Genomic DNA, 17989 nt, shown 5'->3' with positions numbered 1-17989 from the left:
GCGGCACCCCGGTGGGGGTGCCGCCCTCCGTCGTGTACGGCTACGGCTCGCAGGCCCGCTCAGTGACCGGCGGCCGACTGCGAGGCCGAGTCGCTCGGGGTGGCGCCCGTCCCCGGGGAGCCGGTCGCGCCGGCCGCCGGGGTCGTCTTGCCGTCCTTGCCCGGCTTGCCGCTTGCGGAGGCGCCCGGGGCACCGGCGGACGACGAGGCGGACGACGACGGCGAAGCGGACGCGGACGCCGACGGGATCTCGCTCGGGCCCCACTCGGCGAAGTAGTTGGTGGCCGGGACCACGAAGGCGAGCACGTTCACCGCACCGGTCTTGCTGAAGGTGAAGGTGACCTTCTGGACGTTGCCGTCCTGGACGGCCTCGCGGCCACCGGGCACCATGGCGGAGGCGTTGCCCTTGCCGCCGATGACCAGGGAGCCGTGGGCCGGGACGGTCAGCTTCTGCCCCTTGGCCGGCTTCAGCTGGACGGACGTGCCGTTGCCGACGGTGATCGACTGGAGGGTCTGATCCTGGCCGGCCGAGTTGAACACGGTCGCGGAGACCGCCGCGGGGCCCGTCGACTTCGGGTCCGGCTGGGTGATGACCAGGGCGTTCTGGATCTTGATGTCCCCGACGCTGGTCGCCGCGTTGTCCGGCTGGATCTCCAGGGTCTGGGCGTTGTTGCCGGCGCCACATGCGGCGAGCGAGGCGATCGAGAAGACGATGGCGGACGCGGCGAGGGCGCCGCGTCGAAGGCTGCTGCTCACGGCGGCGGCAACTCCTTGAACGCACGGGCGGCTCTCTTATTGAAGCCACCCTAAGGGTCTGTCAGCGGGCTTAGGTTACCGAGCCGTTCCCGCGTGACCGCACCCGACCCTCCCCCAACCGCTCCCCATCCCTCCGGATCCCTCCGGCTGGGGGTACCGCACGCGGCACAGGTGACTCGGCGGTCACATTGCGGGGCCGTTCACCGGACATTCGCAAAACATGCCGCCGGTGTCTTCCGGCGCCCCCGCCGAGACCGCCGTGACGGCGCCGGCGAAATTCCTCCGCGGGAATGCGCGACCGCCCTCGAAATTGATCACCGGCCACCCCGCCGGCGATCGTTGATCAATTTCGGATTCGTCTCACAACCACCTCCGGTCACCGAACGGAGTAGCGGAAGTCGCACGCTTGGAACCGGACAAATCGGGACGTTCATCCACTTGGCGTCCGCCCGTGAGGTGTGTAGCGTACGTGTTTCGCTCTGCCCGGAGAGCCCCTCCGACCTGCGAATACCCGGTTCCGCGGGCCCCTCGCAGCACGTCCCGGTTGCTGTTGTCAAGCCCCGAGATATGCCCTGACCTGCGAAAACGCCATTCAGATGACGCCGTATCCGTGTTACTCTGGATAGCCACGGAAGGGGTACCTGTCACATGACGTTCAAGGTTGGCGACACCGTGGTCTATCCCCATCACGGGGCCGCGCTGATCGAGGCCATCGAAACTCGCCAGATCAAAGGCGTGGACAAGACCTACTTGGTGCTGAAGGTCGCCCAGGGCGACCTGACGGTACGTGTGCCCGCGGACAATGCGGAGTTCGTCGGCGTGCGTGATGTGGTCGGTCAGGACGGGCTGGACCGGGTCTTCGAGGTGCTGCGCGCGCCGTATGCCGAGGAGCCCACGAACTGGTCCCGTCGCTACAAGGCAAACCTGGAGAAGCTCGCCTCCGGCGATGTCATCAAGGTCGCGGAAGTCGTGCGTGACCTGTGGCGTCGTGAGCGCGAGCGTGGACTCTCCGCCGGTGAGAAGCGCATGCTCGCCAAGGCTCGCCAGATCCTGGTGAGCGAGCTGGCTCTCGCGGAGAACACGAACGAGGACAAGGCCGAGGCCCTGCTCGACGAGGTGCTCGCCTCCTGACGCCCGGCTGCGGCGAACCCTCGCCGGCAGCACGCTCAGCGCAGTGAAATGCCGTGGTGCCCGATGACACTCACCTGTCGCCGGGCGCTGCGGCATGTTCGTCTCCGGTGAGAACCGGTGGAGGAACCGGTGCCGCTCCGGGTGAAGCACGCCGTACGCCCACGGGCGGAGCCTGCCGCACACCTCGGGGAACATCCCCCGATACTGAGTGTGCCGGGCCCGGGCGGACGGCTCGACCAGGGTCACGGAAAGGGTCCGGTCAAGGCCTCGCGCCCGGCACTCCTCAGGCCATACCCACGTAGGTCGAGCACACAAACCTGACAGGAACCGATGTCTGACGAATCGCGCCCTTCACCCGCGCAGACCCCCGTCGCCGCCGTGATTCCCGCCGCCGGCCGCGGCGTACGCCTCGGCCCGGGCGCCCCCAAGGCGCTGCGCGCGCTGAACGGCACGCCCATGCTCATCCACGCGGTCCGCGCGCTCGCCGCCTCCCGGCATGTCTCCCTGGTGATCGTCGTGGCCCCGCCGGACGGCGCCCCCGAGGTCAAGTCCCTGCTCGACGCGCACGCGCTTCCCGGGAACACCGACTTCGCGGTCGTGCCCGGCGGGGACTCCCGCCAGGAGTCGGTCCGGCTCGGCCTGGAGGCACTGCCCCCCGAGTACGGCGCGGTCCTCGTCCATGACGCGGCCCGCCCGCTCGTCCCCGTCGACACGGTCGACACGGTGATCGAGGCCGTACGCGCCGGGGCGGTCGCCGTCGTCCCCGCCCTGCCGCTCGCGGACACCGTCAAGGAGGTCGAGCCGGCCACCGTCGCCGGCGACCCCGAGCCGGTTCTCGCCACGCCCGAGCGGGCCCGGCTGCGCGCGGTGCAGACACCCCAGGGCTTCGACCGCGCGACCCTGGTCCGCGCCCACGAGACCGTCACCGACGACGTGACCGACGACGCCGGCATGGTGGAGCGGCTGGGGCTGACGGTCGTGGCCGTCCCCGGCCACGAGGAGGCCTTCAAGGTCACCCGCCCCCTCGACCTGGTCCTCGCCGAGGCGGTCCTGGCCCGCAGGAGGCTCAACGATGGCTTCTGAGTCCCCGGTGCTGCCCCAGGTCGGCATCGGCACCGACATCCACGCCTTCGAGGAGGGCCGCGAGCTGTGGTGCGCCGGCCTGAGGTGGGAGGGGGAGGGAACGGGGCTGGCCGGTCACTCCGACGCGGACGTCGTCGCGCACGCCGCCTGCAACGCCCTGTTCTCCGCCGCCGGGCTCGGTGACCTCGGGCAGCACTTCGGCACCGGCCGCCCCGAGTGGTCCGGCGCCTCCGGGACCACCCTGCTCGCCGAGGCCGCGCGGATCGTTCGCGCGGCGGGCTTCGCCATCGGCAACGTCGCCGTCCAGGTGGTCGGCCCCCGCCCGAAGATCGGCAAGCGCCGGGACGAGGCGCAGAAGATCCTGTCCGAGGCCGCGGGGGCCCCGGTGTCCGTCTCCGGCGCGACCACCGACGGCCTCGGCTTCCCCGGCCGCGACGAGGGTCTGATGGCGGTGGCGACCGCACTGGTGGTGCGGGTGAGCTGAGAGCGTGCGAGGGTACCCGCAGAGTGACCGCTGACCTTAAGGCCTCGGAGGTACCCCATGCCCGCCGCCCTTTCCGACCGGCTCAAGGCCCTGCTCGACGACAAGGTGTTCATCGTCGTCAGCACCATCCAGCCCGACGGGAGCCCGCAGTCGTCCCCGGTCTGGGTCAAGCGCGACGGTGACGACCTCCTCTTCTCCACGACCGCCGACCGCCGCAAGAAGAAGAACCTGGACCGCGACCCCCGGGTGACGGTCGTCGTCATGAACCCCGAGCAGCCCTACGAGTACGCCGAGATCCGCGGCGTTGCCGAGATGACCACGGAGGGCGGCCGGCAACTCATCGACGAGCTGAGCCAGAAGTACACCGGCCAGAAGTACGCGGACTTCAACCCCGCCTCCGCCCAGGACGCCGAGCGGGTGGTCGTCCGGGTCTCGCCGCACAAGGTCGTCGGGACGCTCGGCTGACGACGGGCCCCCGCGTCACGATCGGGGAGGCAATGCGGGGAAGGGTCGCAAGGCACTGCCCGCCGCCCACTACCCTGGAGTGGTGACTATTCGCCTGTACGACACCAACGCCCGGCAGATTCGCGACTTCACCCCGCTCAAGCCGGGCTGTGTCTCGATCTACCTCTGTGGTGCCACTGTGCAGGCGGCACCCCACATCGGGCATGTCCGCTCGTACCTCAACTTCGACATCATGCGCCGCTGGTTCGAATACCGCGGCCACGAGGTCACGTTCATCCGCAACGTCACCGACATCGACGACAAGATCATCGCCAAGTCCCACGAGCAGGGCCGGCCCTGGTGGTCGATCGGTTACGCCAACGAGCGCGCCTTCAACGACGGCTACGCCGCCCTCGGCTGCCTCCCGCCGACCTACGAGCCCCGCGCGACCGGCCACATCACCGAGATGATCGAGATGATGCAGGTCCTCATCGAGCGCGGGCACGCCTACGCCGCCGACGGCAACGTCTACTTCGACGTGCGGTCCTTCCCGCGCTACCTGGAGCTGTCCCGGCAGGAGCTGGACAACCTGCTCCAGCCGTCCGGCGAGGGCGAGACCGGCAAGCGGGACCCGCGCGACTTCGCCCTGTGGAAGTCCGCCAAGCCGGGCGAGCCGACCTGGCCCACCCCCTGGGGCCCGGGCCGGCCCGGCTGGCACCTGGAGTGCTCCGCCATGGCCCACAAGTACCTGGGCAGCGCCTTCGACATCCACGGCGGCGGCCTCGACCTGATCTTCCCGCACCACGAGAACGAGATCGCCCAGGCCAAGGCCTACGGCGACGACTTCGCCCAGTACTGGGTGCACAACGCCTGGGTGACCATGGCCGGCGACAAGATGTCCAAGTCGCTCGGCAACAGCGTGCTGGTCGCCGATATGGTCAAGCAGTGGCGCCCGATCGTGCTGCGCTACTACCTGGGCACCCCGCACTACCGCTCGATGATCGAGTACAGCGAGGAGTCGCTGCGCGAGGCCGAGTCCGCGTTCGCGCGGATCGAGGGCTTCGTGCAGCGCGTGGTGGAGAAGGCCGGGGGCGTCGTCGAGCCCGCCGCCGAGGTCCCGCCCGCCTTCGCCGAGGCCATGGACGACGACATGGGCGTCCCGCAGGCCCTCGCCGTCGTGCACACCACCGTCCGGCAGGGCAACAGCGCGCTGGCCGCCGACGACAAGGAGGCCGCCGTGGCCCGGCTCGCCGAGGTGCGGGCCATGCTCGGCGTCCTCGGCCTGGACCCGCTCGACCCGCACTGGGCCGGCGAGACCGAACGCGGCGCGGACCTGCACGGCGTGGTCGACAGCCTCGTACGGCTCGTCCTGGACCAGCGCGAGTCCGCCCGCACCCGCAAGGACTGGGCCACCGCCGACGCCATCCGCGACCAGCTGAGCCAGTCCGGCCTCGCCATCGAGGACAGTCCCCAGGGCCCCCGTTGGAGCCTCGGCCCGCGCTGAGCCGTCCGATGATCCGATGATCGATTGTGCCGCCCGGCCCTCCGGGCGGCACACTGCATAGACGTACGCATCCGCACGCACCACAGAGACAGGTAGGTCATGGCCGCGAACAACCGTCGCATGTCCGGCAAGAAGGGCGCGCAGGTCGGCAGTGGCGGCCAGCGGCGCAAGGGTCTGGAGGGCAAGGGACCGACCCCGCCCGCCGAGATGCGCAAGGGCCACAAGAAGAACCGCGTCGCCAACGCCAAGGCGAAGCAAGCCGTGCGCCGCCCCACGCCCCGTGGCCGCGGCGGCAAGTCCACCTCCGAGCTGGTCGTGGGCCGCAACCCGGTCGTCGAGGCACTGCGCGAGGGCGTCCCCGCCTCGACCCTCTACGTCCAGCAGTTCATCGACAACGACGAGCGCGTCCGCGAGGCCCTCCAGCTCGTCGCCGAGCGCGGCGGCATGAACCTCATGGAGGCCCCGCGCCCCGAGCTGGACCGCATGACCAACGGCCTCAACCACCAGGGCCTGGTCCTCCAGGTCCCGCCGTACGAGTACGCGCACCCCGAGGACCTCGCCGCGGCCGCCTACGACGAGGGCGCCGACCCGCTGATCGTCGCCCTGGACGGCGTCACCGACCCGCGCAACCTCGGCGCCGTCGTCCGCTCGGTCTCCGCCTTCGGCGGCCACGGCGTGGTCGTCCCCGAGCGCCGCTCGGCCGGCATGACCGCCGGCGCCTGGAAGTCCTCCGCCGGCACGGCCGCCCGTACCCCGGTCGCCCGCGCCACCAACCTGACCCGGACCCTGGAGGCCTACCAGAAGGCCGGCATCACGGTCGTGGGCCTGGCGGCGGACGGGGAGGCCGAGGTCGGCGACCTCGCGGCCCTCGACGGCCCGGTCGTCATCGTCGTCGGCAGCGAGGGCAAGGGCCTGTCCCGCCTCGTCGGCGAGACCTGCGACCACCGCGTCCGGATCCCGATGCCGGGCGGCGCCGAGTCGCTCAACGCCGGTGTGGCGGCGGGCATCGTGCTGTACGAGGCGGCGCGCCGCCGGGCCTGAACGCCCGTCCGGTGCCTCACCCGTGCGGGGTGAATCCGGCGTCCCCGCGGCGTCGAGGACGGCTTTGACGCGGTCCGGACACTTCCGGGCGGTCAAAGCAGTGTCCTAACTCCATGTCACTCGGTTAGATGAGTGTGGACACCAGAACACCCCGCACACCCACGGGGGACCGCTCGTCGGGTTTCGACGACGCTCCCGCGCTGAGCATGGTGAAGGTGCCGAGCGATCCGGCGCAGGTCATCGTCAATCACGCCAGCTTCCGCGTGCAGCTGGGCGCGTCGGCGAAGCGCAGCCCGCGGATCGCCCGGCACCTGAGCGCCACCCCGGACACCTCCCGGATGCCGGCCGCGGCCGGCCGGCCCGGTGCCGCGGCCGGGCGCCGCCGGCCCGTCGTGTGGAGCGGGAAGTCCGCCCCCGACGACACCGGCGCCCACCGGCTCCTCCAGGCCGTGCGGGGCAGCAGCGTCCGCCACGCCGAAGAGCCCGAGGCCGGCGCCACCCAGGTCATCCCGCGCGTCGTGACCGGCTACGCGGACGCCTACGACGCACTCGACCAGACCGTCGAGACGCCCCTCGTCGGCCACCAGCGCACCTCCCCCGACGCCGACGGCACCCGCCTGCTGCCGCACATGCGCACGGTCGACGGCGCCTACGACGAACCGCCCTACCCCGGCGAGGAGTTCGAGCCGTACGGCGACTACGCCGACCCCTCCGACACCGTCACCCCGCGCTCCGGCAGACGCCACGGCGACGACCCGGCCCGGCACGCCTACTACCCGGGCCGCCGGCTGAACCTCGGCGTCGTCCTGCTCCCGCTGCGCATCTTCCTCGGCTTCATCTCCATCTACGCCGGCATGGGCAAGCTGTGCGACCCCGTCTACTTCGACGGCGGCAAGCGCGGCTCGATGGTCAAGTGGCTCAACACCCTGCACCCGTGGGACGTCGCCGAGCCGCTGCGCCAGTTCGCCCTGCACCACCCGGTCGGCTCCGGTCTCGTCATCGCCTTCCTCCAGGTGGTCGTCGGCGTCCTGACCGTCCTCGGCTGCTGGCAGCGTGTGGCCGCGGTGGGCGGTGTCCTGCTCTCGGCCGCCCTCATCGTCACCGTCAGCTGGAAGACGGTCCCGGCCTACGACGCGCCCGACATCATCTACCTCGCCGCGTGGTCCCCGCTGATCATCGCGGGCGCCCCCGTCTACTCCGTGGACGGCCGCCTCGCGGGCAGCGCCTGGCGGCGCCTCGGCCCCCGCTCCGACATCTGGGAGCTGCGCCGCTTCGTCCTGCGCCGCGGCGCGCTCATCACGTCCGTCACGATCGGCCTCACCCTGCTGGTCGGCTCCCTGCTGGGCAGCGCGGTCCGCGACTCCAGCCGGGTGGTCGTCCCCGGCCCCGGTGAGGCCCCGCGCAACAACCTCCCCGGCTCCCCGCTCCCGCAGGAACCCGGCAGGCGGCACAAGAGCCCGAGTGCCCCCGCCTCGCCCTCGGGCGGAGCCACCGCGGGCGCCAGCCCCTCCGGCGCGGCGACCACCCCGGGCGCCACCCGGTCCGCCGGCGGTACGACCACCACCCCGAGCCAGACCCGGGGCACCACGGGCCAGATCCCGCCCCGCCCGTCCTCCCCGACAGGCGGCGCCCCCAGCACCACGGCGGGACCGACCAGCGTGGGCGGCACCGGCACGGGCGGCTCGACCACGGGCGGTGGCGGCGGCACGTCCTCGGGCGGCGGCGGCAGCAGTACCTCCACCGGCCAGCCGGGCCTGGTGGGCGGCCTGCTGGGCTGACCCCGGAACCCCACACGCTGGAGGGCCCCGTACCGGTCGAGGTACGGGGCCCTCACAGGTGGGGGCGGGTCGTCAGCGGCTCAGCGCCGACAGCTCCTTCGCCGCTTCCGTCAGATCCTTGGCCGTGTCGATGGCCCGCCAGTACGCCCCCTGGGGCAAGGGGAACCCGGCGAGCTTCTTCTCCCGGGCCAGCCGGGGGAACGTCGTCCGCTCGTGGTCGCCGCGCTCGGGCAGCAGCGAGGCGAACTCCGGGGAGAACACGTACACACCCGCGTTGATCTCGAACGTCGACGGCGGGGCCTCGATGAAGTCGGTGATGTGCCCGAACCCGTCGGTCTTCACCGCACCCCAGGGGATGCGCGGCCGGGCCAGCGCCAGGGTGGCGACGGAGTCCCGCTCGGTGTGGAAGTCGGCCATGTCCCGCAGCGAGAAGCGGGTCCAGATGTCGCCGTTGGTGGCGTACCAGGGCCGGTCGGGGTGCGGCAGGCGCGCGGCGGCGTACTTGAGGCCGCCGCCGCGGCCCAGAGGCTCGCTCTCCACGACGGTGGTGACGGAGACGGGCAGGTCGGCCGAGTCGAGCCATGTCTGGAGGACCTCGGCGAGGTGGCCGCACGAGACCACCACGTCCGTCACACCCTCCTCGGCGAGCCAGGCCAGCTGGTGGCCGATGATCGGAGTGCCCGTGCCGGGGATCTCGACCATCGGCTTGGGCCGGTCGTCGGTGTAGGGGCGCAGTCGGGAGCCCTGGCCACCGGCCAGGACCACGGCTTGAGTGGGGCGCGACGCGGCGTTCGGATGGGTCATGACCGCACTGTACGTGGCGCCCCGCCGCCCGCCGGCGGTGGAGCCCGGGCTCAGCTGTGCGCCGTCAGCACACCCGAGGCGAAGGCCGTGTCGCACACCGGGCGGGCGTACGACTGGGCGCGCGAGGCGCCGTAGATGCGCACCGCGGCCTGGCCCAGGGCGCGGGCGATGGAGGAGCAGTGCCGGGCCAGCGAGGGGTGCCCGTTGACGGCCTGCTGGAGGTGGGTGAGGACGACCCCCGGGTCCTTGGCCTGGAGCTCGGACATCAGCTGCTCGCGGAGCACGTCCTGCGGGGCGTGGGAGACCGCCTTGGCCGGAGTCACCGCCTGGGAGACGTCCGAGGCGGCCAGTACCGAGCCGGATGGGCTGCCCGTCCAGTTGACCCGGGTGACCGCGAGGGTCCCGGAGAGCACCATGAAGACGGGCAGGACGAGGGCGAGGGTGCGGCCGATCCGGCGGGCAGGGCCGCCCCGGTGGCCGCGTCGCGTCTGAGGGATGGTGGAGTGCTTCACGCGTGTGAGGGTAGCGCGGGGTAATGATTTGGCGACATTTAGTCACCCCTTTGGGGGATGAAGTCGCGCCTCTTTCTGGGTAAAGGGTTGACGCGGGGCGCCCGGAATGATCGCTCTGCCGGGGTATCTCACCCTGACGGAAGGGGCCCCGCGGATGATCCGCGGGGCCCCTTGAGTCACTGCCGGACTCAGTCGGTGAGGCGCTCGCCCGTGGACGTCGAGAACACGTGGGTCTCGCCCGGCCGCGGCACGACGTGCAGCGTGGAACCCTTCTCCGGTACCTGGCGGCCGTTCACCCGGACGACCAGGTCCTTGACCTCGCCACCGACCTCGGCGGAGCCGTAGACGTAGCCGTCGGCACCCAGCTCCTCGACGACGTTCACCGAGACGGCGAGGCCGGCCGGGGCGTCGGCGGTGTCCTTGGACAGGGAGGCGGCGACGGCGCCGCCCAGCTCGACGATGTCGAAGTGCTCGGGGCGGACACCGACGGTCACCGTGCGGTCGCCCCGGTCCGCGGCGGCCGTCAGGGCCTCCCGGTTCACCGGCACCACGCTGTTGCCGAACTTCACGCCGCCGTCCGCGATCGGCACCTCGACCAGGTTCATGGCGGGGGAGCCGATGAAGCCGGCGACGAAGAGGTTCGCGGGCTTGTCGTACATGTTCCGCGGCGAGTCGACCTGCTGGAGCAGACCGTCCTTGAGGACCGCCACCCGGTCGCCCATCGTCATGGCCTCGACCTGGTCGTGGGTGACGTAGACGGTGGTGATGCCGAGCCGGCGCTGCAGCGAGGCGATCTGGGTGCGGGTACTCACCCGGAGCTTGGCGTCCAGGTTGGACAGCGGCTCGTCCATGAGGAACACCTGCGGCTCGCGCACGATGGCGCGGCCCATCGCGACACGCTGGCGCTGACCGCCGGAGAGCGCCTTCGGCTTGCGGTCCAGGTACTCGGTGAGGTCGAGGATCTTCGCGGCCTCCTCGACCTTCTGCCGGATCTCCGCCTTGTTGACGCCGGCGATCTTGAGCGCGAAGCCCATGTTGTCGGCGACCGACATGTGCGGGTACAGGGCGTAGTTCTGGAACACCATGGCGATGTCCCGGTCCTTGGGCGGCAGGTGCGTGACGTCGCGGTCACCGATGCGGATGGCGCCGCCGTTGACGTCCTCCAGCCCGGCGAGCATCCGCAGCGAGGTGGACTTCCCGCAGCCCGACGGGCCGACCAGGACGAGGAACTCGCCGTCCTCGATCGCGATGTCGAGACCGTCGACGGCGGGCTTGGTGGAACCCGGGTAGATCCGGGTCGCCTTGTCGAACGTGACAGTGGCCATGGTGATGGGCCCCCTTCTACCGGCAGGAACGTGCCGGACGATCCGTTGTAGGAAGGTGGTTGGTGTAGTCCACAGGAGTGAACTGGACCGAGACGCTACCTGCCACCCACACGCTCTGTCAGCATCCGGGCCCCACGGAACTTCACGAAATTCCCGCGCTGTGCCGCGGCGGGTCATGGGTAGACTGCACACGCACGCACGCGCCACGCGCTCGTGCAGGCCTCCTTAGCTCAGCTGGTCAGAGCGCCGCTCTTGTAAAGCGAAGGTCGTCGGTTCGAATCCGACAGGGGGCTCCACGCACTACCTGCGTCAACGCCCTCACGGTCCATGATCGTGAGGGCGTTGACGGTAGTTCTTGACGACGGTCCCGGCTGTCGGCGCCGCCTGAGCAAGCGATCCGTGGGCCCCATGGCGCCCCGCAAGCGGTTTGGCGGCAGACCGGTGGAGGAGGCACTGCCACCGGAGCGGTGGTGGGATCGGGATCATCCGTGCTCGCCGGTTCTTGGCCGTGTCCAGGTGCAGCTCGGTGCCGTCACCGCCGGAACAGCACAAGCAGCACGCGGGGCGGGGTGCGGGAGCCAGGGTCAGGGTTTGCATCTCCTTGATCGGTGGCCGCCTCAGGGCCGTTTAGGGTGCGGTCATGTCTCGAAGATGGTGGATACGGCAGGCCCTGATGACGGCTGGAATTGTTGCCTTTTCGGTGCTGTCGAACGTGGTCGCGCATCGCAGTTGGCAGGTGACGGTGGGTTGGGCACTCGGCGTCGTACTCCTGGTTGGCCTGTCTGTGCTGAATGTGCTGTGGCTTCAGCGCTACCGGCCGGAGAAATTCGAGCAGTACCGGGCCAAGGCTGAGGCCCGGTATCAGCGGTAGTCCGTCGAGCCGGGACCACACTGGCTGCCGTGTCCCCTCCAGATGGCAGTGGGCCGCTCAGCACGTCGCCCGTGGTGAAGGCGGGTCGGGTGCTCCTAGGGGGCGGCATTCCTCGCCGCTGTAGAGCCCGGTGAGGCAGTGCGGCCACTCGGAGGACGTCATGCGGACTTCCGAACGATCGGCAGGCTCTCGCGTACTCCGTCCACAGCGCAGCCTCAGTCCGCCGTAGCCGGGGCCGCACGAGACGGAGCGGGAGGAGGCGTTCGGCGAAGACGGGCCGGATGACGCCGACATCAACGCCGGTCAGGAGCATGGGGCGCCGGTATCGGGAGCGGACGGCGTCCCCGTCGGTGAAGAGCACGCGCTTGATGCTCTCGGCGCCGGTCACGATGCAGCGTCGGAGAAACTCTTCAGTCCTGACGAACTCCATCCGCCCGTCTGCCGAGCTGCGCAGACGGCTGTTCTCCACGCGGCTATTCGGGCTTCCGTCCGGTAGCTGGAGGACGCGGATGGGGCGGCGGGGCCGCCCTTGTCCACCTGTCACCAAACGAACCGCGGAGGTCTCCCAGCATGACGCAACCCGGCGGGGAGCGAATAGGGCTGAGGAGTTGGTCACGGAGCTGGTGGCATCCGGACCGACTGACGTACAGGTCTTCGGGCTCGAGGGGCCCGCGTTGTCGCTCGTGAAGCCAGCCGAGCAGCAGGCGGACAAGGGGCCCACGGGTGAGCTGATTTTATCGGCCATGGAGGCGGCCCACATGGCCGAGCCGTACCCGGCATTGCTCGCTGCCAGTTCGCATCTACTGGTCGTGGGAAGGGATCCCGCTGACATTCAGGCCTGACATCAACGGAGGCGAACACTGACGGACAGGCGCAGCCATTGTTGCGTCGGGCGCCCTTGCTGAAAGGACGCGCAGGGAGCGCGGGCGGTGCAACTATCTCTGGTTCATCAAGGCCCGCGCACGGCGGGGCCGCTGCTCAGTCTTCGCCGGCGGCCGCGCCCGGCGGCGCGCTACGTGCAAATCGGGCGCTAACGGGAAGGCTCACAAACCTGCCCGATCCGCGGGCCAGCGGAATGGTCCACGATCACTCGCGCCAAATCAGCTCCAGCCCAAAGCCGTTCCACCGACCTAACGTGCGGACCCGGCCAGCACACAAAAATCCCATACTACCGAGTCATCCAGAACGACGCAAAGGCCCCAACCGGGATGCGTAACGATCCAGCTCGTCGCAGTCTATAAGTAGAAGGTCAGATCGACCCTGAGGAAAGGGGGAGGTGGCCATGCACCTCCCAGCCATACATCTCCCAGCGTGGCACGATGTGGAGCCTCACCTCCACCAGGGTGGCCCGGAAGACGGCCAAGGCGCGCAGATCAAGCCGTATATTTGGCGCCATAGCCCGGAGTACCAAAAATGGTGGATGGAAGGCTACGACTCGGCAAGGGTCGGGATCTATGTTTCTCTGATTATTACCTGGCTGGCAGTCGTCATGGTTCCCATCGTTATATGGGTACCTGACAATAGCCGCTGGGATATGGCGCTAGCGGCCGCGATAGTCGGTCTCCTTTTTGCCGCCTTCGCGATCGCAGGGTCTACGTTTTTCTCCTACTGGGCCGCCAGGCACTCCTTCTATGAAAGGGTAAGAGCAGAGAAGAGCTATCAAATTGAGAACGACATGGAAGCTTTGCGTAGCCAAGGATCTCGCCGACTCTCACTGGCCGACCTCTTTGTCATAAACCGTCGACAACTCGACGAGTACCACGTGACATCCCTGCATGAGCAGCGAGCTGCATTTCGGAACGCTCAAATCGCGGCCGCTATCGGCTTTATTCTGCTGGCTGCCGGCGTGGCGCTGGTTGTGGAGAACAACGACAGCTCGGCACGTTACGCAGCGGCCGGTCTCACCGGAGTTGCATCCATCTTGAGCGGCTTCATATCGAGCATATTCTTCAAGTCATACACCGATACGACGAGAGAATTGCGTCACTACTATTGGGAGCCTCTGCGGACCGGGCAAGTGCTAGCGGTGGAAAGGCTCGCCGGAATAGACATTCGTCAGTCTACTCGCGGAGCGGACGACGAGCTTAGAAGGGCGCTTGCGCAAAAGATGATGGAACAACTCCCCGAGATTCCTCTATCTGCTGAGCCCGGAGGGTTGAAGGCGGGGGCGCAGGGACGTGAAGGGGAACCGGACGGGAAGCGTCAAGGCGCTCATTCTGGTGTGCTTCGAAGGAAGCACCATGAAGCGGGGTGAACGCCCCGACGTTTTGCCGCCCAACTCTTCCCCGTCTGCGTCGGCTGTTCCAGGTGCATGGTCGGCAGGCCACGGACGGATTATTCGGCTGGGAGCATCCAGACTCGTGGTCGGCCCATCCAGTGGTGGGGCCGCCGCGTACTCGACTCGAACGCCTGAGGGTTGTCCCGTAAATGTTCTGCGGTGCGCTGGTTGATCAGCCCGTTTCTCTATTACCCGGCCAGGGCGAGGTTGTGCAGCGGGCGATGCCGAGCATGGCGTGGCGCCGCCGTCTGCGATGACCGTGGGACGGCCGACGGCATCCTTCGCGCCGGACAGCTCCCAAGCCTTGCAGTCGTTGCGGTGGTCGGGCCCCGGCCGGCCGACGGCGACCACGAGCCGGGTGTCGGCATCGATGACGACCTGGTGGTTGGTCGAGTACCTGTAGTTCTCCGACTGCTCGGCGACCGTGTGGTCACGGGTGGGCACTAGGGTCCCATCCACGATCAGCACGGTGTCTTTGCGGAACCTCCTGCGCGGCCGGCTCACGAGCGACGGCCCGAGGTGGTCGATGATGCGGTCGGCCGCCGACTTCGAGATGCCGAAGAGCGGGGCAGGCTGCCGTAGGGTCAGGTTCGTGCGCTAATACGCGGCGACCGGCAACACCCGGTCCTTCAGCGGCAGACTCCACGGACGGCCCCTGTGGACCGGATCCGGACCCTCGTGTCGTAACGCGGTGGTCGACTTGCCGAACTGACGTCGGCTCAGCCCGGTGAACGGGGCTGTCCAGGACGGCTCGGACACCGTGATCGCACCAGCCACAGCCAGATCTCTCAAGATCGGCGCATGGCACGATGACCGTCATGGCAGGTCAGGTCTGGGCGTCACTCATATCGCTGGGCGGCGTTGTCCTCGGTGGCGTGTTGTCCTACCTCGTTCAGCACAGGACTCAACTTTCGGCGGAACGCGCAGAGCTGCCCCCCGTCGACAGCCACCGACACGCGTCGGTGTGGCTGACTGTCGTTGGTTGGGTTTCCAGCGGGCGGCTGGGGATCGACTGCAGGTGGGGCAACTCTTCGCGTGTCGGGGAGATGAGGCCCATGAATGCGGTCACACTGGCTGGAACTACCCAAATCAGCCCCATGCGCCTGGGAGTATCGATGCCATCCGTGCGGACAGTCGGAGTCGACGGTGACAACCAACCTGACGACGTGCAAGAGGTGCAGACGTTCCTCAACGCCTGGCGGAACGACAACGGCTTTTCCGTGATCGCCGAGGACGGTGTGGTCGGCCCCATCACCATCGGTGCGATCAACGCGTTCCAGGAGGCGCAGGGCGGAAACGGGGATGGTCAGATTCTCGTGGCGGACGCCGGCGACGGCGACGACGGCCAGATCGCCCTGGCGGACGTTGGCACCTCGGATGAGGTGCAGGGGCAGGGAGACGGGACCAATATCAAGGAGGCCTGCGAGGCCGCCAAGTCCGACTGCAAGGAGAAGGCGAAGTGCCCGCAGGACAACTTGAAGATGCGGAAGTGTCTCTGCTGGCGTGGCGGCGAACTGGGGTTCACCTGTCAGGTCAAATGCGGCTGCACTACTCCGGTCGCATGAAGAACGCCTGCCCGTTCCGGGATGTCACCTGAGACAGGGGGCTCTTTCGGGCCCGGGTGGGGTGTGTCCCACCTGGGTCTTCCCATGGCGGGTGGCGAGTGGCCGGGTTTCGGGCGGACGCCCCGGTGGCGGGGTCCGCCGGGGATGTCGATGACGGACCGGACGATCGCGGCGTGCGTGAATCGGGTCATGCGAATTCACCGGGGCCCGAGCGGGGTGTGGGCGTACGTCCGCAGTGCTCCCGGCACGTACGTGTGGCTGGCGGTCCTGTTCGTCACGACGGTCGCGCTGCACCACATGTCGCCGGAGTTCGAGCAGCACTTCCTGCGGCAGCGCTCGACCAACATCCATGAGCTGTCGCGGACGCCGGCGCGGGTGCTGGTGTCGAGTGCCATGTGGATCGACAGCGGGCACTGGGTGCCGTACGTCTTCCTGTACTCGGTGTTCCACGCGCCGGCCGAACGCTGGCTGGGCACGGCGCGCTGGCTGGCGGTGTGCGTGTGCGCGCACGTGCTGGCCACGCTGGTGAGCGAGGGGGCGCTGCTGAAGGCGATCCGGGACGGCATGGCCCCGCACTCGGCGGTCAACACCCTCGACATCGGGGTGAGTTACGCGCTGGCCGGGGTCGTCGCGGTGCTCACCTACCGGATCGCCGCGCCCTGGCGGTACGGGTATCTGGCGGCGGTGCTGCTCGTCTTCGGGGTGCCGCTGACGGCCGGGCCGACCTTCACCGAGCTGGGCCACCTCGTCGCGGCGCTGATCGGACTGGGCTGCTATCCGCTGGTCAGGGGCCGTGGGAAAAGCACGGAATCCGAAGGAGACACCGGCCTCTCCGAGGGGTTAACGTCCCGGCCATGAGCAGCTCGGCAAGCAGTGTCGTCAACGGCGGTGTCTCCTTCTGGTACGCGGACGACGGTCTTCCCGCGGTGCGGGAGCCGCTGTCCGGGGACGCGTCGGCCGACGTCGTGATCGTCGGCGGCGGGTACACGGGCCTGTGGACCGCGTACTACCTGAAGAAGGCGGCCCCGTTCCTGCGGATCACCGTCCTGGAGCAGAAGTTCTGCGGATACGGCGCCTCCGGGCGCAACGGCGGCTGGCTGTACAACGGGATCGCGGGCCGCGACCGGTACGCCCGGCTGCACGGCCGGGACGCCGCCGTACGGCTGCAGAGGGCGATGAACGACAGCGTGGACGAGGTGATCGCGGTCGCCGGGGCCGAAGGCATCGATGCCGACGTGCACAAGGGCGGCGTCCTCGAAGTGGCCACCACGCCGGCTCAGCTCGCGCGGCTGCGGGCGTTCCACGAGCACGAGCTGTCGTACGGCGAGAAGGACCGGGAGCTGTACGGCGCCCGGGAGACCGCCCAGCGGATCAGGGTCGCGGACGCGGTCGGCTCCGCCTGGACGCCACACGGGGCGCGGCTGCATCCGGTGAAGCTGGTGAAGGGGCTCGCGGCCGCGGTGGAGGCGCTCGGGGTGACGATCCACGAGTCGACGCCGGTGACGGAGATCCGCCCGCGGCACGCGGTCACCCCGTACGGCACGGTGCGCGCGCCGTACGTCCTGCGCTGCACCGAGGGGTTCACCGCCTCGTTGAAGGGCCAGCGGCGGACCTGGCTGCCGATGAACTCCTCGATGATCGCGACCGAGCCGCTGACGCGGGAGCAGTGGGCGGCGATCGGGTGGGACGGCCGGGAGACCCTCGGGGACATGGCGCACGCCTACATGTACGCCCAGCGCACGGCGGACGGCCGGATCGCGCTGGGCGGGCGCGGGGTGCCGTACCGCTTCGGTTCCCGGACGGACAACGACGGGCGGACGCAGGAGGCGACGATCGAGGCGCTGCGGGAGATCCTGACCCGCTTCTTCCCGGCGCTCGCGGGTGTCCGGGTCGAGCACGCCTGGTCCGGTGTCCTCGGAGTTCCGCGCGACTGGTGCGCGACGGTCACCCTGGACCGCTCCACCGGTCTGGGCTGGGCGGGCGGCTACGTCGGCTCGGGTGTCGCCACCACCAATCTGGCCGCCCGCACCCTGCGCGATCTGGTCCAGCAGGACTCCGGTCAGGGCGGCCGCACCGAGCTGACGGACCTGCCCTGGGTGAACCACAAGGTCAGAAGGTGGGAGCCGGAGCCCTTCCGCTGGCTCGGTGTGCAGGGCATGTACGCCACCTACCGCACCGCCGACCAGCGCGAGCGGCTGCGCCCCGGTCTGCGCTCCTCCCGGCTCGCCGAGGTGGCGGACCGGGTGGCGGGACGGCACTGACGGGCGACCGGGGGCCGGCGTGGGCTCGCCAGGCCGCCGGTGGCGCGGCTCCCGGGCCGGTGCCTCATGGTTCCGGCACCACCTTTCCCGTGGTGGCGCGGTTCCGCAGCGCCCGGTGGTCGGTGACCCGCGGGGCCCGTGCCGAGCGGGTGC

Annotated in this window: 16 protein-coding genes, 1 tRNA gene and 3 pseudogenes; 14 read left to right on the top strand and 6 right to left on the bottom strand. The window is 69.7% G+C overall.

The window, feature by feature from the left end; translation table 11 throughout:
* Window positions 1-59 precede the first annotated feature (59 nt).
* The gene (locus tag ACIBA9_RS31830; protein WP_399368474.1) at window positions 60-755 is read right to left on the bottom strand and encodes a DUF461 domain-containing protein; all 696 of its coding nucleotides are present in this window, start codon (window positions 753-755) and stop codon (window positions 60-62) included.
* Between the two features lie 648 nt (window positions 756-1403).
* On the opposite strand from ACIBA9_RS31830, the gene ACIBA9_RS31825 reads away from it, so the two are divergent.
* From ACIBA9_RS31825 to ACIBA9_RS31795, 7 genes are all read left to right on the top strand, one after another.
* Window positions 1404-1886, top strand: a complete 483-nt coding sequence (locus ACIBA9_RS31825) for a CarD family transcriptional regulator (protein WP_003953493.1) — start codon at window positions 1404-1406, stop codon at window positions 1884-1886.
* A gap of 330 nt (window positions 1887-2216) precedes the next feature.
* Window positions 2217-2969 (top strand): 2-C-methyl-D-erythritol 4-phosphate cytidylyltransferase, encoded by a 753-nt coding sequence (gene ispD, locus ACIBA9_RS31820; RefSeq protein WP_399368472.1) that lies wholly within the window; start codon window positions 2217-2219, stop codon window positions 2967-2969.
* On the top strand, window positions 2959-3453 hold the full coding sequence (gene ispF, locus ACIBA9_RS31815; protein WP_399368470.1) for a 2-C-methyl-D-erythritol 2,4-cyclodiphosphate synthase: 495 nt from the start codon (window positions 2959-2961) through the stop codon (window positions 3451-3453). The genes ispD and ispF overlap by 11 nt, the downstream gene beginning before the upstream one ends.
* A 57-nt stretch (window positions 3454-3510) precedes the next feature.
* Entirely contained in the window at window positions 3511-3918 is a 408-nt protein-coding gene (locus ACIBA9_RS31810) for a PPOX class F420-dependent oxidoreductase (protein WP_399368467.1), read from the top strand.
* A gap of 82 nt (window positions 3919-4000) precedes the next feature.
* Entirely contained in the window at window positions 4001-5401 is a 1401-nt protein-coding gene (gene cysS, locus ACIBA9_RS31805; protein ID WP_399368465.1) for a cysteine--tRNA ligase, read from the top strand.
* A gap of 99 nt (window positions 5402-5500) precedes the next feature.
* Window positions 5501-6442: a 23S rRNA (guanosine(2251)-2'-O)-methyltransferase RlmB gene (rlmB, locus tag ACIBA9_RS31800; RefSeq protein ID WP_393899307.1), complete on the top strand. Its 942-nt coding sequence runs from the start codon at window positions 5501-5503 to the stop codon at window positions 6440-6442.
* Window positions 6443-6570: 128 nt separating this feature from the next.
* Window positions 6571-8220 (top strand): DoxX family membrane protein, encoded by a 1650-nt coding sequence (locus ACIBA9_RS31795; RefSeq protein WP_399368463.1) that lies wholly within the window; start codon window positions 6571-6573, stop codon window positions 8218-8220.
* Window positions 8221-8292: 72 nt separating this feature from the next.
* On the opposite strand, the gene ACIBA9_RS31790 is transcribed toward ACIBA9_RS31795, so the two are convergent.
* The 3 genes from ACIBA9_RS31790 to ACIBA9_RS31780 form a co-directional block, all read right to left on the bottom strand.
* A complete protein-coding gene (locus tag ACIBA9_RS31790; protein WP_399368461.1) occupies window positions 8293-9024 on the bottom strand; it encodes an NDP-sugar synthase in 732 nt (243 codons plus the stop codon).
* A gap of 50 nt (window positions 9025-9074) precedes the next feature.
* Window positions 9075-9536, bottom strand: coding sequence for a hypothetical protein (locus ACIBA9_RS31785; protein ID WP_399368458.1), 462 nt, complete (start codon window positions 9534-9536; stop codon window positions 9075-9077).
* A 188-nt stretch (window positions 9537-9724) separates the two neighbouring features.
* Window positions 9725-10861 (bottom strand): sn-glycerol-3-phosphate ABC transporter ATP-binding protein UgpC, encoded by a 1137-nt coding sequence (locus ACIBA9_RS31780; protein ID WP_362163152.1) that lies wholly within the window; start codon window positions 10859-10861, stop codon window positions 9725-9727.
* Between the two features lie 219 nt (window positions 10862-11080).
* Between ACIBA9_RS31780 and ACIBA9_RS31775 the strand changes: the two genes are divergently transcribed.
* Window positions 11081-11157: transfer RNA gene (locus ACIBA9_RS31775), tRNA-Thr, on the top strand.
* 344 nt (window positions 11158-11501) lie between these two features.
* Window positions 11502-11732, top strand: coding sequence for a hypothetical protein (locus ACIBA9_RS31770; protein WP_399368456.1), 231 nt, complete (start codon window positions 11502-11504; stop codon window positions 11730-11732).
* A 96-nt stretch (window positions 11733-11828) separates the two neighbouring features.
* Here ACIBA9_RS31770 and ACIBA9_RS31765 read toward each other — a convergent pair.
* Window positions 11829-12126, bottom strand: a pseudogene (locus tag ACIBA9_RS31765) (hypothetical protein); the annotation flags it as partial.
* A 199-nt stretch (window positions 12127-12325) separates the two neighbouring features.
* Here ACIBA9_RS31765 and ACIBA9_RS31760 point away from each other — a divergent pair.
* Both ACIBA9_RS31760 and ACIBA9_RS31755 read left to right on the top strand, forming a co-directional pair.
* A pseudogene (locus ACIBA9_RS31760) lies at window positions 12326-12574 on the top strand (methyltransferase); the annotation flags it as partial.
* 578 nt (window positions 12575-13152) lie between these two features.
* Window positions 13153-13986 (top strand): hypothetical protein, encoded by an 834-nt coding sequence (locus ACIBA9_RS31755; protein WP_399368454.1) that lies wholly within the window; start codon window positions 13153-13155, stop codon window positions 13984-13986.
* Between the two features lie 264 nt (window positions 13987-14250).
* On the opposite strand, the pseudogene ACIBA9_RS31750 reads toward ACIBA9_RS31755, so the two are convergent.
* A pseudogene (locus tag ACIBA9_RS31750) lies at window positions 14251-14787 on the bottom strand (transposase family protein); the annotation flags it as partial.
* Between the two features lie 389 nt (window positions 14788-15176).
* Here ACIBA9_RS31750 and ACIBA9_RS31745 point away from each other — a divergent pair.
* The 3 genes from ACIBA9_RS31745 (at window position 15177) to ACIBA9_RS31735 (ending at window position 17836) form a co-directional block, all read left to right on the top strand.
* The gene (locus tag ACIBA9_RS31745; RefSeq protein WP_399368452.1) at window positions 15177-15575 is read left to right on the top strand and encodes a peptidoglycan-binding protein; all 399 of its coding nucleotides are present in this window, start codon (window positions 15177-15179) and stop codon (window positions 15573-15575) included.
* A 189-nt stretch (window positions 15576-15764) separates the two neighbouring features.
* The gene (locus ACIBA9_RS31740; protein WP_399368450.1) at window positions 15765-16433 is read left to right on the top strand and encodes a rhomboid-like protein; all 669 of its coding nucleotides are present in this window, start codon (window positions 15765-15767) and stop codon (window positions 16431-16433) included.
* Window positions 16430-17836 carry an NAD(P)/FAD-dependent oxidoreductase gene (locus tag ACIBA9_RS31735; RefSeq protein WP_399368448.1) on the top strand — a complete coding sequence of 469 codons (1407 nt, stop codon included), beginning with the start codon at window positions 16430-16432 and terminating at the stop codon, window positions 17834-17836. Before ACIBA9_RS31740 ends, ACIBA9_RS31735 begins: the two co-directional genes overlap by 4 nt.
* Window positions 17837-17989 lie beyond the last annotated feature (153 nt).

Origin of the sequence: Streptomyces sp. NPDC051452 (genome assembly GCF_044454765.1) — a bacterium.
GTDB lineage: Bacteria > Actinomycetota > Actinomycetes > Streptomycetales > Streptomycetaceae > Streptomyces.
This window is presented reverse-complemented; position numbering and strand designations above follow the sequence as displayed.

Excerpts from the sequence above, each read along its gene's own strand:
- ACIBA9_RS31780 (WP_362163152.1), bottom strand. The coding sequence starts at position 10,861 with ATGGCCACTGTCACGTTCGACAAGGCGACCCGGATCTACCCGGGTTCC.
- ACIBA9_RS31825 (WP_003953493.1), top strand. The coding sequence starts at position 1,404 with ATGACGTTCAAGGTTGGCGACACCGTGGTCTATCCCCATCACGGGGCC.
- ispD (WP_399368472.1), top strand. The coding sequence starts at position 2,217 with ATGTCTGACGAATCGCGCCCTTCACCCGCGCAGACCCCCGTCGCCGCC.
- ACIBA9_RS31740 (WP_399368450.1), top strand. The coding sequence starts at position 15,765 with ATGCGAATTCACCGGGGCCCGAGCGGGGTGTGGGCGTACGTCCGCAGT.
- ACIBA9_RS31790 (WP_399368461.1), bottom strand. The coding sequence starts at position 9,024 with ATGACCCATCCGAACGCCGCGTCGCGCCCCACTCAAGCCGTGGTCCTG.
- ACIBA9_RS31770 (WP_399368456.1), top strand. The coding sequence starts at position 11,502 with ATGTCTCGAAGATGGTGGATACGGCAGGCCCTGATGACGGCTGGAATT.
- ispF (WP_399368470.1), top strand. The coding sequence starts at position 2,959 with ATGGCTTCTGAGTCCCCGGTGCTGCCCCAGGTCGGCATCGGCACCGAC.
- ACIBA9_RS31755 (WP_399368454.1), top strand. The coding sequence starts at position 13,153 with ATGGAAGGCTACGACTCGGCAAGGGTCGGGATCTATGTTTCTCTGATT.
- ACIBA9_RS31795 (WP_399368463.1), top strand. The coding sequence starts at position 6,571 with ATGAGTGTGGACACCAGAACACCCCGCACACCCACGGGGGACCGCTCG.
- rlmB (WP_393899307.1), top strand. The coding sequence starts at position 5,501 with ATGGCCGCGAACAACCGTCGCATGTCCGGCAAGAAGGGCGCGCAGGTC.
- ACIBA9_RS31735 (WP_399368448.1), top strand. The coding sequence starts at position 16,430 with ATGAGCAGCTCGGCAAGCAGTGTCGTCAACGGCGGTGTCTCCTTCTGG.
- ACIBA9_RS31810 (WP_399368467.1), top strand. The coding sequence starts at position 3,511 with ATGCCCGCCGCCCTTTCCGACCGGCTCAAGGCCCTGCTCGACGACAAG.